14 protein-coding genes and 1 tRNA gene are annotated in these 13495 nt (G+C 40.0%); 1 reads left to right on the forward strand and 14 read right to left on the reverse strand.

The annotated features are described in order from the left end of the window. Positions 1 to 2 precede the first annotated feature (2 nt). From gpmI to ACAN53_RS12475, 8 genes are all read right to left on the reverse strand, one after another. Complete coding sequence (gene gpmI / locus ACAN53_RS12440) at positions 3 to 1538, reverse strand: 2,3-bisphosphoglycerate-independent phosphoglycerate mutase (RefSeq protein ID WP_379970438.1); 1536 nt, start codon at positions 1536 to 1538, stop codon at positions 3 to 5. Next, positions 1538 to 2293, reverse strand: a complete 756-nt coding sequence (tpiA, locus tag ACAN53_RS12445) for a triose-phosphate isomerase (RefSeq protein WP_379970439.1) — start codon at positions 2291 to 2293, stop codon at positions 1538 to 1540. Before tpiA ends, gpmI begins: the two co-directional genes overlap by 1 nt. A 20-nt stretch (positions 2294 to 2313) precedes the next feature. After that, a complete protein-coding gene (locus ACAN53_RS12450; protein WP_379970440.1) occupies positions 2314 to 3498 on the reverse strand; it encodes a phosphoglycerate kinase in 1185 nt (394 codons plus the stop codon). Between the two features lie 191 nt (positions 3499 to 3689). Beyond that, entirely contained in the window at positions 3690 to 4694 is a 1005-nt protein-coding gene (gene gap, locus ACAN53_RS12455) for a type I glyceraldehyde-3-phosphate dehydrogenase (RefSeq protein WP_379970441.1), read from the reverse strand. Between the two features lie 32 nt (positions 4695 to 4726). Next, entirely contained in the window at positions 4727 to 5752 is a 1026-nt protein-coding gene (locus tag ACAN53_RS12460) for a sugar-binding transcriptional regulator (protein WP_379970442.1), read from the reverse strand. A gap of 146 nt (positions 5753 to 5898) precedes the next feature. Beyond that, on the reverse strand, positions 5899 to 6192 hold the full coding sequence (locus ACAN53_RS12465) for a glutaredoxin family protein (RefSeq protein WP_379970443.1): 294 nt from the start codon (positions 6190 to 6192) through the stop codon (positions 5899 to 5901). After that, positions 6140 to 7414, reverse strand: coding sequence for an RNA polymerase factor sigma-54 (rpoN, locus tag ACAN53_RS12470; RefSeq protein WP_379970444.1), 1275 nt, complete (start codon positions 7412 to 7414; stop codon positions 6140 to 6142). Before rpoN ends, ACAN53_RS12465 begins: the two co-directional genes overlap by 53 nt. Before the next feature lie 205 nt (positions 7415 to 7619). Further along, positions 7620 to 7695, reverse strand: a tRNA-Arg gene (locus tag ACAN53_RS12475). A 229-nt stretch (positions 7696 to 7924) separates the two neighbouring features. On the opposite strand from ACAN53_RS12475, the gene clpP reads away from it, so the two are divergent. Then, positions 7925 to 8506 (forward strand): ATP-dependent Clp endopeptidase proteolytic subunit ClpP, encoded by a 582-nt coding sequence (gene clpP, locus ACAN53_RS12480; RefSeq protein ID WP_379970445.1) that lies wholly within the window; start codon positions 7925 to 7927, stop codon positions 8504 to 8506. A 201-nt stretch (positions 8507 to 8707) separates the two neighbouring features. Here clpP and ACAN53_RS12485 read toward each other — a convergent pair whose 3' ends face one another. The 6 genes from ACAN53_RS12485 to trxB form a co-directional block, all read right to left on the reverse strand. Then, positions 8708 to 8965: an HPr family phosphocarrier protein gene (locus ACAN53_RS12485; RefSeq protein ID WP_379970446.1), complete on the reverse strand. Its 258-nt coding sequence runs from the start codon at positions 8963 to 8965 to the stop codon at positions 8708 to 8710. 14 nt (positions 8966 to 8979) lie between these two features. Further along, the gene (whiA, locus tag ACAN53_RS12490; RefSeq protein WP_379970447.1) at positions 8980 to 9930 is read right to left on the reverse strand and encodes a DNA-binding protein WhiA; all 951 of its coding nucleotides are present in this window, start codon (positions 9928 to 9930) and stop codon (positions 8980 to 8982) included. Between the two features lie 24 nt (positions 9931 to 9954). After that, positions 9955 to 10908, reverse strand: coding sequence for a gluconeogenesis factor YvcK family protein (locus ACAN53_RS12495; protein WP_379970448.1), 954 nt, complete (start codon positions 10906 to 10908; stop codon positions 9955 to 9957). A gap of 3 nt (positions 10909 to 10911) precedes the next feature. Further along, on the reverse strand, positions 10912 to 11793 hold the full coding sequence (gene rapZ, locus ACAN53_RS12500; protein ID WP_379970449.1) for an RNase adapter RapZ: 882 nt from the start codon (positions 11791 to 11793) through the stop codon (positions 10912 to 10914). Between the two features lie 13 nt (positions 11794 to 11806). Further along, positions 11807 to 12265 (reverse strand): NUDIX hydrolase, encoded by a 459-nt coding sequence (locus tag ACAN53_RS12505; RefSeq protein ID WP_379970450.1) that lies wholly within the window; start codon positions 12263 to 12265, stop codon positions 11807 to 11809. Between the two features lie 195 nt (positions 12266 to 12460). Beyond that, the gene (gene trxB / locus ACAN53_RS12510) at positions 12461 to 13411 is read right to left on the reverse strand and encodes a thioredoxin-disulfide reductase (protein ID WP_379970451.1); all 951 of its coding nucleotides are present in this window, start codon (positions 13409 to 13411) and stop codon (positions 12461 to 12463) included. Between the last annotated feature and the right edge of the window lie 84 nt (positions 13412 to 13495).

The following is a 13495-nucleotide window of genomic DNA, read 5'->3' on the forward strand; positions in this document are numbered from 1 at the left end:
AATTATTTTACGATGATTGTTTTTCCTGTCATTTCTTTCGGTTGTTCCACGTCTAATACAGTCAAGATAGTTGGTGAAATATCACCTAGAATTCCGCCTTCTCGAAGCGCCACAGCTTCATCTGTTACGATGAAAGGAACCGGATTGGTCGTGTGAGCAGTCATTGGCTTGCCTTCCGTAGTTAACTCTTGATCTGCATTACCATGATCTGCGGTAATAAGAGCTGTACCACCTTTGGCAAGAATGGCATCGACCACTTTTCCTAGGCATTCATCCGTTGCTTCAACTGCTTTGATTGTTGGTTCCATCATCCCGGAATGACCGACCATATCACAGTTTGCGAAGTTTAGAATGATAACATCGTGATTCTCTGCTTCAATGTCCTTTACCAATGCATCTGTTACTTCATAAATGCTCATTTCTGGTTTTAAGTCGTACGTTGCGACTTTCGGAGAATTGATTAGAATACGATCTTCACCTGGGAATTCGGCTTCACGTCCACCGCTAAAGAAGAAGGTAACGTGCGGATACTTTTCTGTTTCAGCAATACGAAGCTGTTTTAAGCCAGCTTGAGAAACAACTTCCCCTAATGTATTATCCAAGTTTGTTGGTTTAAATGCAACATACCCACCAACTGTTTCGCTAAATTTCGTCATGCACACGAATTCCGGAATGCGTGGTACTTTTTCACCACGATCGAATTCACGAAAATCTTCGTTCGTGAATACACGAGAAATTTGAATAGCACGGTCGGGACGGAAGTTGTAGAAAATGATGGAATCATCATTTGAAATCGTACCGACTGGCGATCCGTCTTCCTTCGTCATAACAGAAGGTAATACGAATTCGTCATAAATGCCGTTTTCGTAGGAATCATTGATACATTCGTATGGATCCTTGTAAGTTGGGCCGTCTCCGTACACCATGGCACGGTAGCATTTTTCCACGCGGTCCCATCTCTTATCGCGGTCCATGCTGTAGTAACGTCCAGAAATAGTAGCAAACTGACCTACACCTGTTTCTTTGATTACTTCATACGTTGCATCGATATAACCCTTCGCTGTTTGTGGACCAACATCGCGTCCATCTAAGAAGGCATGAATGTAAACATCCTTTAGACCTTCTTTTGCTGCCAAACGTAGGAGCGCAAACATATGGTTCATATGACTGTGAACGCCACCGTCAGAAAGAAGTCCAAATAGGTGAAGGCTTGTACCCTTTTCTTTCGCATTTTTGATTGCATTTTGGAAGGTTTCATTCTTATCGAATTCTCCTTCGCGAATTGCAACGTTCACACGAGTTAAGCTTTGGTATACAATACGTCCAGCACCGATGTTTAAATGTCCCACTTCCGAATTACCCATTTGTCCTTCTGGAAGACCTACTGCTTCTCCGCAAGCGGTTAGCGTAGTATGAGGATACTTTGCCCATAATCGGTCAAAGTTCGGTTTTTTCGCTTGTGCAACCGCGTTACCATATGTTTCTTCACGTAAACCAAAACCGTCCAGAATAATTAATGCTGTTGGTTTTCTAGTCATTATTTTACAGCCTCCAATAGTTGTAAGAACGAAGCTGGATCTAAGCTCGCACCGCCAACCAATGCGCCGTCAATATCTTGTTGTGCCATATATTCTTTGATGTTTTCTGGCTTCACACTGCCGCCGTATTGAATGCGGATTGCTTCTGCAACGTCTGTTGAAAATACGTCTGCTACTACACGACGTATATGTGCACATACTTCGTTTGCATCTTCTTTAGATGAAGATTTTCCTGTGCCAATTGCCCAGATTGGTTCATAGGCAATAACAGTAGCTTTTGCTTGTTCTTCCGTTAAACCTGCTAAAGCCTTTTTAATTTGATCTCCTACAAGATCAAATGTTTTGCCGCTTTCGCGTTCTTCTAATGTTTCACCACAGCATACGATTGGATATAGGCCATGTGCGAATGCTGCTTTCGTTTTCTTGTTTACTGTTTCGTCTGTTTCTGCAAACATTTCACGACGTTCAGAGTGACCAAGAATAACATAGTTTACGTTCAAATCTTGCAATGCAACCGGGCTAATTTCGCCTGTGAACGCACCGTTTTCTTCAAAGTGCATGTTTTGTGCACCAATTTTTAATTCTGTACCTGCTGCAGTAGCGACTAGGCGTTCTAAGAAAAGAGCCGGAGCGCATACTACAGAATCCACTAAAGTAGATGCAGGGATTTTTGTTTTTACTTCTTCAGCGAAGCTTACTGCTTCTGCTAATGTTTTGTTCATTTTCCAGTTACCAGCGATTATAGGTTTACGCATGATGTGCACCATCCTTATGATTACTTATCGTTAAGACAAACAACGCCTGGAAGTTCTTTTCCTTCCATGAACTCAAGAGATGCGCCGCCGCCCGTAGAGATGTGGCTCATTTTGTCAGCTAAACCGAATTTTTCAACCGCTGCAGCAGAGTCGCCACCGCCGATTACAGAGTATACATCTGGAGATTCCGCTAATGCTACTGCGACTGCTTTTGTACCATTTGCAAATTTATCAAATTCGAATACACCCATAGGTCCATTCCAGATAACTAATTTGCTGTTCTTGATTACATCTGCATAAATTTTTTCTGTTTTTGGTCCGATATCTAGTCCTTGCCAATCGCTTGGGATAGCATCGATATCGACTACAGCTGTATTTGGATTTTCGCCAAATTCATCTGCAACCACTGCATCAATCGGCATATAGAAGTTAACACCTTTTTCTTTTGCCAATTGAATAAATTCTTTTGCAAGATCTAATTTATCTTCTTCACAAAGAGACTTTCCGATTTCATATCCTTGTGCTTTAACGAAGGTATAAGCCAATCCGCCGCCGATAATTAAATTATCTACTTTTTCAAGCAAGTTGCGAATGACACCAATTTTGTCTTTTACTTTTGCTCCGCCAATGATAGCAGTGAAAGGACGTTCTGGATTTAACAACGCTTTTCCTAATACTTCTAGTTCTTTTTCCATTAAAAGACCTGATACGGCTGGTAAAAATTCTGCAATACCAGCTGTAGAAGCATGTGCACGGTGAGCCGCACCAAATGCGTCATTTACATACAAATCAGCTAACGCAGCAAATTCTTTTGCAAGCGTAAGATCATTCTTTTCTTCACCTGCATAGAAGCGTACGTTTTCAAGAAGAACCACATCGCCTTCCGCCAAACCATTTACAACAGCTTGTACTTCAGGGCCATATGCTGCATCCGTTTTAATAACTTCTTTTCCAAGAAGCTCACTTAAACGCTTTGCAACTGGAGTCAAGCGCATTTCTTCCACTACTTGACCTTTTGGACGACCAAGATGGCTTGCTAAAATAACTTTCGCACCCTTTTCTACTAAGAATTGAATCGTAGGAAGTGCAGCACGAATACGTGTTTCATCTGTAACTTGACCATCTTTCATTGGTACGTTGAAGTCAACACGACAAAAAACACGCTTTCCTTTAACATCTACATCACGAATTGATTTTTTGTTCATTGGATTTCCTCCATCTTTAGTAGGACATACAAAACCCATTCATCAGCTTACCACAATTTTCTATAAAGTTGAATAAGTCTAAGGTGTTTTACTTAGAAAAGCATGATTATCATTAAAACATTCGAGAAAGTAAGAAAAGAGAGGGAACAGTCCCTCTCTTCCCCAAGAAGTCAAATTTAGTTTTGTATGAATTAAAGACCTTTAGAAGCGATGTATGCTACTAGGTCAACTACGCGGTTAGAGTAACCTGTTTCGTTATCGTACCAAGAAAGTACTTTAACCATGTTGCCTTCCATAACCATTGTGCTAAGAGCATCGATTGTAGAAGAGTTTGTGCAACCGTTGTAGTCAATTGATACAAGTGGTTCTTCGCTGTAGCCAAGATATCCTTTTAATTCGCCTGCTGCTGCTTCTTTGAATGCTGCGTTTACTTCTTCAACTGTTACAGATTTGTCAAGTTCAGCAACTAAGTCAACAAGTGATACGTTAGGAGTTGGAACGCGAACTGCACCACCGTTTAATTTACCTTTAAGTTCTGGTAATACAAGAGCTACCGCTTTAGCAGCACCAGTTGTTGTAGGGATCATGCTCATTGCAGCTGCGCGTGCACGGCGAAGATCTTTATGTGGTAAGTCAAGAATTTGTTGGTCATTTGTGTATGAGTGAATTGTAGTCATCATACCGCGTTTGATACCATATTTTTCGTTTAATACTTTAGCAAATGGTGCTAAGCAGTTTGTTGTACAAGAAGCGTTAGAAATAACGTTGTGTGCTGCTGCATCATATTTGTCTTGGTTAACGCCCATAACGATTGTAATATCTTCGTCACTTGCTGGAGCAGAGATAACCACTTTCTTAACTGTACCGCCTAAGTGTTTTTCAGCGTCAGCTTTTTTCGTAAAGCGACCAGTAGATTCTACTACTACTTCTACACCGTAATCACTCCAAGGTAATTGAGCTGGGTCACGTTCAGCAATAACTTTAATTTCTTTACCGTTAACAACAATGCTGTCACCGCTAACAGATACTTCTGCATTAAGAGCACCGTGTACAGAGTCATGTTTTAAAAGGTGTGCTAGTGTTGCTGCATTTGTTAAGTCGTTGATTGCTACCACTTCTACATCTTTATTATTTAGAGCCGCACGAAAAACAACACGACCGATACGTCCAAATCCATTAATACCAACTTTAACCATTTGATATTCCTCCTTGAAAGATCATTATTATATTAAGGGTTTCCCCTTATTAACTCTTTTGCTGCACCTTCATCTGTTACAAGTAATGAGGTGTGTCCTTGTCTAATAACTGCCTGAATTGCCTTTGCTTTTGAAGAACCGCCAGCTACTGCTATGACGTGAGGAATATTTTCTAAATCCTCAAGCTGCATGCCGACCGTTAACACTTTGTGAATCACTTCGCCTTGTTCATTGAAATAATATCCAAATGCTTCTCCAACTGCTTTGCCTTCTACAATTTTGTCCCAGTCTACTTCCGGCGTTTTACGTCTTTTCGCCATTGTAATTGCATCACCAATGCCATGAACTACAATAGTTGAAGAATGAATCAGTTCTAGAATCGATTTCACAGATGGTTCTGTCATAATGGAAGCATACACTTCACTACCAACATGGTCTGGAACGTACAAAAGTCGATACTTGCTGTTTGTGTTCTTCGCCATTTTGGCGCAAATCGTATTTGCTTCATTTTCCACGCTTTCGCCTATGCCTCCGCGTGCTGGTACAAACAATGTGTCCAAACTCTTGAGGTCTAAATCCATCATTTCTGCAACAGACGCAAGCGTCGTTCCACCTGTAACGGCAACAATATTGTGTGCTTCTAGACGCTTCCTTATACAAGCAACGCTTGCACGACCCATTTCTTGTTTCACCCAATTTGATTCGTCACTGTCACCAGCAACTACAAACACATCATCTAGACCTAGCACTTCTTTCAACTTATCTTCTAACACATTTAGTCCAGATGCTTCGCGTATAAAATCATCAAGGGCGAGTACAAGAGATTCCCCTTCCTCTGTAACTGACATCCCAGAGGGAGTGACATGAATCAAATTTTGTGTCTTTAACACTTGAACTTCACTTCGTAAAACTCGTTCTGTCATGTTCAAGCTAGCTGATAAATTTCTGCGACCAATTGGCTGTGAGAGCCGAATGTATTGCAAAATCCTCATTCTAGTTTGCATAACAGGTAGCAGATCGGGCAATAATTTTTTTGCGTAATCAATCCATGAACGCATATGCTTTCTCCTCACTATCTATCGTCCACTTACTTGTTGGTCGCTTTAAGTCCCGTAGTGACTTATTACGTCCCACTTACTATAAAAAATTTTTCCCTGCTACGGTTAATATTATAACAGGGGCATTTCTCTTATTCAAGCGGCAACTATTTTGTTAAGCGCTTACTTATGACATCTTTGTGAATCCTCCCATATTGCACCATTTCTCCTTCGATTTCGACAACTGGAATCATCAATCCAAAGTTCTCAAGAAGCGTTTCATCCTCATATATATCTATCTCCACTAGCTCAAATTTGTATGCATGTCTTAGTTGCTCCAAAACCAATTTTGCATCCTGGCATAAACCACATTGCTTCTTTCCATATAGCACTACTTTCATCGATGAATCACGTTCCAATTCGTTTACGCTTTGCGGCGCACGGAATATTGCATTGCTCACGGTATTTCGCCACGGTTCTTCTAGAAATGGAAATTCTGTACGTTCCTTCAAGGAGTACGACAAGCTTTTGATCAGAGTATGGTTTGTTTTTATTCTCCTCTTCCACTAATCGTTTTAAAAGCTCCTTCACTCGCTTAACAGACACGCCTTCCTTTTCTGACGACTGGATAGCATGGCTAAAGAAAAATTTCATTTCATAAAGCCCATAGGATGTATCTACATATTTATGACGGGTTGCACGACTTACCGTTGATTCGTGAATATTCAGTTCATCCGCAATTTCTTTTAACGAAAGAGGATTCACATACATAGGACCTTTTCGAAAAAAATCCTTCTGTCTACGAATAATTGCTTGCATCACCTCTACCAGCGTTCGATCTCGCTGCTCAAGACTACGCATAATCCAGTTTACCTGTTGATGTTTTTCAGATAAATAGGTAGTTACGTCTCGTTCGCTATGGTTCGCTAGAAGATCACGATAATCCGGATGAATACGAACCTTCGGAATATATTTTCGTTGCAATTCTACTACATATGTATCTTTATGCTTTATAACTTTTACATCCGGCACAATATACGGGGATATCTCATGACTAAATGCAAGACCAGGCTTTGGCTGCAACGCTAAAATCGTGTCTAAAGCTATTTGCAGTTGGGACGTATTTATATGTAACACTTGTAATAGACGTCTCCAATCCCTTTTTGCCAAGTCTTCAAAATGAGAGGAAACAAGCTGTTCCGCTAGCTCATTCCGGTTTTGTAAACGCTTTAATTGTAAACTGAGACATTCCTGGAGAGAACGCGCTCCCACTCCTGCCGGATCCATAGTTTGTAAAATCATTATAGATTGCTTTACATCCGGTAGAGACGCTTGTAATATTTCAGCAAGCTCGTCTTCCGTATCTTCTATATAACCACTTTCAGATAGACAATCAATAAGCAACATAACCAATCTTTGCATATCCTTAGGTAGAACCATTTCACGCAACTGACTTTGCAAATGCTGCCAAAGTGTAACGGGTTTTTCCCCATATATGTCCATTTGATTGTCTACAGTTCCTTTATGAAAGCCACCTAGTTCAATCAACGGATTTTCTAGCATTTGCTCCTGCAAAAATTCAGTCAGTTCTTGGGCATTATATTGGAGCATCATAATCGACTGCCGCAATTCCTGTGTCATCACAAGTGAAAGTGATTGTTCAAGCGAAAGACCCACATTCAATTTCTTCTCCCCCTTACCCCATCCTAGTAGCGGGCAAATATGCCCAAAGAAAAAATCGAGCTAGCAATATAAAATGTCTGTAATGTAATTGTACAATACATTATCTAAAAAATGGAATAAAATAAGTTAAAAATTCCTTTGCTCCATGTTTAAACGTTTGCAAATATAAAAAAAGCTCAACCTACAAACAGGCTGAGCTTTCGTACGCGCTCGAAGGGATTCGAACCCCCGACAGACGTGGTACCGGAAACCACCGCTCTATCCAACTGAGCTACGAGCGCAAATGGTCATAAAGATAGTATATAGACTATTTACTAAAAATGCAATGTTTAAAATTAGTTCATTCGGATAAGATGAAGAGGAATGAAAAGAAGGGATACCGCCCCACATAGCGAATAAAGAATACATACATATTTATAAAGTAAAATTCCTAAGTAGTTTCGTTTGACCTTTTTTGACCATAATTGTATCATAAGGATGAAAGATTTTTCTAAAAAGGGAGGAATACCAATGAACTTAATTCCTACAGTTATTGAACAAACAAACCGCGGAGAACGCGCGTATGACATCTACTCTCGTCTTTTAAAAGACCGTATTATCATGCTTGGTAGTGCTATTGACGATAACGTTTCTAACTCTATCGTGGCGCAGCTTTTGTTTTTAGAAGCACAAGATTCTGAAAAGGACATCCATTTATACATCAACAGCCCTGGTGGTTCTATCACAGCTGGTATGGCTATTTATGATACGATGCAATTTATTAAAGCTCCTGTTTCAACAATTTGCATCGGCATGGCAGCTTCAATGGGTGCATTCCTACTTGCTGCAGGAGAAAAAGGCAAACGCTTTGCTCTTCCTAACAGTGAAGTCATGATTCACCAACCACTCGGTGGTGCACAAGGGCAAGCAACTGAAATCGAAATTGCTGCAAAACGTATTTTGTTCTTACGTGATAAATTAAATGGCATTTTAGCTGAACGTACAGGTCAACCGCTAGAAGTTATTTCACGCGACACAGACCGTGATAACTTTATGACAGCTGAACGTGCATTGGAATACGGTTTGATCGACAAAATCGTTTCTAAAAAATAAGTACAGCGTACGAAAAATAGTTACTACAAAAGCCCACCAATGTGTGGGCTTTTGTATGTTTATGGAGAGCGCCACTCTACTTTCCCCCGCTTCCAAGCACGAATCCTACTAAATCCTTCCCTTCCGAATTCATGAATGAGGCCACTGAAACATTGTGCGTTTTCAGTGGCCCACTAAATTAAGTATATTCTCTTGTTTCGATTAATGTTCTTTTTCTACAAATTTAACTAATGCTTCTAACGCTTCAACTTCGTCGGAGCCATCGGCACTAATTGTAATAATGCTACCCGATCCAACGGCAAGGCTCATGATACCCATTATGCTCTTAGCATTAATTTTCTTGCTACCCTTCTCCACATAAACATCTGAATGAAATCGGTTTGCTTCTTGAACAAACAACGCTGCTGGACGTGCTTGCAATCCAGTCTTTAATGCTACTGTTACTTGTTTGTTTACCACTTTCATTTTCCCCCTTATTTTCTTGCGACCGGTTCACCAGCTCGCAGTTTCTCCGCTATTTCATCTATTTTTCGTAAACGATGATTAATGCCTGACTTACTAATATTACCGCCAGACATCATCTCCCCTAATTCCTTTAACGTTACATCCTGATAAGCAATGCGAAGTTCTGCAATTTCGCGTAATTTATCAGGAAGAGAATCGAGTCCTGCAACCCGTTCAATATATTTTATATTTTCGATTTGCCGGAGTGCCGCACCAATCGTTTTGTTTAAATTAGCCGTTTCACAATTGACAAGACGATTTACAGAGTTTCTCATATCACGAAGAATACGAATATCTTCAAATCGAAGCAATGCATGATGTGCTCCAACAATATTCAGAAATTCAGTAATTTTTTCAGCTTCCTTTAAATACGTAATATACCCTTTTCGTCTTTCTAACGTTTTCCCATTTAAATCAAATTCGTTCATGAGTTCACATATACTTTCGTTATGTTCCCCGTATAGTGAGAAGATTTCTAAATGATACGAAGAGGTTTCTGGATTATTTACAGATCCGCCTGCTAGAAATGCTCCTCGTAGATAAGAGCGCTTGCAACACTTCTTACGAATTAAATTTTTTGAAATATTATGAACAAGTGAAAAATCACCTTCGATAATCTGCAAATCATCCAAAATTTCTTTGGCTTTTTCCACAAGTCTAACAATGTATACATTGTTTTTCTTCAATTGCATTTTCTTTCGAACGAGCAATTCTACTGTCACTTCATAGCTTCTTTTTAGAAGAACATAAATCCGTCTGGCAATTGCAGCGTTTTCCGTTTGAATATCAAGAATAAGACGTCGATTTGAAAAGGAAAGTGAGCCGTTCATACGAATAAGAGCTGACAGTTCTGCTCTGACGCAGCAGTCCTTTATGGTTATATTCGTCAGTTCTTTCTTCGTCTCTGATGCAAATGACATGTTCTCACCCCCACACAGTAATCATTATAACAGCGCATACAAAATAGATGCTAGCTTCGATGTATTGTGACGAATCACATCATCATTGTATTTCACAAGCTTATCTTGAATCACTTCAATGCCTAGGCTACGCAATGTATCTTCATCGCATTCAACAGGTTCTGACATTTGCTTTTTGTATCGCTGAAGCAAATGTTCAGGAATAACACCATTGTTTAAGATAATCGTATTAATAAATGGCTTTCCTAAATGATCATGCAAGGCCTGAACATGGTCAGAGGCAGCATATCCCATCGTTTCCCCTGCTTGTGTCATCACATTACATACATATATTTTTTTGGCCTTTGCAGCAAGCACAGCCTCTCCAATCTTCTTAACAAGCAGGTTAGGAAGAATGCTCGTATACAAGCTACCCGGACCAAAAACAAGAAGATCAGCTTTCTGAATTTCATTTAATGTTTCTGAAAGCGGTTCAACATTTTCAGGTGTTAAAAACACTCGTTTAATTTTTTTACCGGAGTACGGAATTTTCGACTCCCCTGAAACTACCTTGCCATCTGCATATTCTGCATTTAATACGACGCTTTGGTTTGCTGCCGGAAGGACTCGACCTCTTACATTTAACACTTTGCTCATTTCTGTAATAGCATGGAAAAAATCACCTGTAATTGATGTCATTCCAGCGAGCAGTAAATTTCCTAGCGCATGTCCCGCAAGTCCTTCACCGGTTGTAAAACGGTGTTGAAACAACGCCTCAACGAGCGGTTCAACATCCGAGAGTGCAACCAGTACATTACGTACATCACCAGGAGGTGGAATTTCTAATGCGTCACGCAAGCGTCCTGAACTTCCACCATCATCCGCTACCGTTACAATCGCTGTAATGTCGATAGGGTATTTCTTCAGCCCACGCAGAAGGACGGATAATCCAGTTCCCCCTCCAAAAATAACCATCTTTGGTTTTCTCTCTTTTATCATGCTTTAATGTCCCTTTCTTTTTTCAACATCACGATGAGACACATGCGTTCGGTAATCCTTTTCAAAGTACTTTGCTAAATACTCAGCTATCGTAACAGACCTATGTTGTCCGCCTGTACAACCAATGGCAATGACTAGCTGACTTTTCCCCTCTCTTTTAAAGTGGGGTAGCATAAATGAAATCAAATCTGTTAATTTTTCTAAAAATTTATGTGTTTCCGTAAATTTCATCACATACGTTGAAACTTCTTCATCTAAACCTGTAAGTGGCTTCATCTGTGGAATGTAAAAGGGATTTGGTAAAAAACGAACATCAAAGACCAAATCTGCATCGATTGGTACACCATATTTGAAACCAAAGGAGGTTACATTTACACGAAAACCTGTTTGATCAGCGGTAGAAAATAAATTAATTATTTTTTCACGTAATTCCTTTGGCTTTAAATTGGTCGTATCCAGTACGATATTAGCTCGTGCCTTCATATCAAGCAACAAGTCCCGTTCCAGCTCGATTCCTTTTAACGGCAAATCATTCGGAGCTAACGGGTGTGAACGTCTCGTTTCTTTATAACGCGTAACGAGTGTGCTATCTTTTGCATCTAAGAATAATATATGCGGAATAACCCATGTTCTCTCTGTCAGGTCATCTAAAGCTCCCCATAAATGATCAAAAAATTCACGACCACGTAAGTCAATGCCAAGTGCTACTTTGTCCATTTTATTTGTTGATTCAGACATAAGCTCAACGAACTTAGGCAATAATGCAGGCGGAAGGTTATCTACACAAAAATAGCCTAAATCTTCAAAGCTTTGCAGTGCCACCGTCTTCCCAGCGCCCGACATTCCAGTGATAATGACCATTTTGATGTTGTTTTTCTCTTCCACAGTCTTCTCCCCTTTAGCTCGGATCTAGGCTATATGAAATCAACTCGAAATCCGGTGTATAGACAAACGTTCCATATATAATTTCGCTGCCATGTAGTGCATAATCAATAATGTGATAATCTCCGGCTGCCATTGGCAACGAGGCAATTTCATCTACTTTATGCCACTCTAATATTCCTTCTTCGCATTCATGTTTGTTTGTTCCCGTATACGATGTGGCAAGGAAGGAAAACATCATCCATTCGGATACCGTTTGATTATTCTCCTGAATGACAAATGTAAATACACCCTTAAGGGACGGATTCACTAAGTGGATTCCCGTTTCCTCTCGGTATTCCCTTACTACAGCCTCACGGATGCTTTCTCCGCTTTCCATCTTTCCGCCTGGTGCTACCCACCATTTACGACGCGGCTTTTGTAATAAGAGAACCTGATCTCCGTTTGCTAAAACACAGTTCGTTATTCTTTGCAAAATCCCTTCACCTCAGCTACAACGAAAAAGTCATATCGTAATTTTCTTCCTCTTATTATACTATCAAAAGTGGATTGTCACAACGAACCTACTATTGCAGCAATGTAAAAAATAAGCAAAGAAACAAGGCTGGTACATAAAAAAAACATAAGTGCGTACACTTATGTTTTTTAATAGTCCAGTTATAGGTACCGCTTATTTCGTGACTTTTAATTCTTCTACTAGCTCTTCTACGTAGTGCTGCGCAGCTTGAGCGGCAATACTGCCATCTCCTGTAGCTGTTACAACTTGACGAAGTGTTTTTTCACGAATGTCTCCAGCTGCAAAAATACCAGCAACCTTCGTTTCCATACGTTCGTTTGTTACGATATAGCCTGTTTCATTCGTAATTTGTAGCCCTTCAAATGGTTTAGAAAGTGGTAGCATCCCTACATAAATAAAGGCACCGTCTGCTTTAAATTCTTGTTCTGCGCCTGTATTGACATCAACTAATGTTAAGCTACCTACTTTTCCGTTTGTTTCATTGATTTGTTTTACCGTGTGATTCCAAACGAACGAAATCTTTTCATTTTGAAAAGCACGATCTTGTAGGATCTTTTGCGCACGAAGTTTATCACGACGATGAACAATCGTAACCTTCTTCGCAAAACGTGTTAAGTACACACCTTCTTCTACTGCAGAGTCTCCGCCGCCAATTACAACGAGTTCCTTTTCTTTAAAGAATGCACCGTCGCAAACCGCACAATACGAAACTCCTCGTCCGCCTAATTCCTTTTCACCTGGAACACCAATTTTTTTATATTCCGCACCACTTGCAATGATGATAGAACGAGCTTTAAATTCTTTTTTACCTGCAAGAATGGTTTTGTATTCTTTCCCGTCGATGATTTCCTTTACATCACCATACGCGTATTCAGCACCAAAATACTTAGCATGATCAAACATTTTTGTTGATAAATCTGGTCCCAGAATACTTTCATAACCAGGGTAGTTTTCAATTTCTTCTGTGTTTGCCATTTGACCACCTGGAATACCGCGTTCAAGCATTAATGTGCTCATATTAGCACGTGATGTATAAATCGCTGCTGTCATTCCGGCAGGTCCAGCTCCAATTATCACAACATCATAAATTTTCTCTTCAGACATAATCTTCACTCCTTTTTAGCCATGCGTTCTTCTTCAAATATAGGTTCATTATACTGATAGGGGTTATTTTTTTCTACTAATTTG

The organism is Ectobacillus soli (genome assembly GCF_042610425.1).
Taxonomy (GTDB): Bacteria; Bacillota; Bacilli; order Bacillales; family Bacillaceae_G; genus Ectobacillus.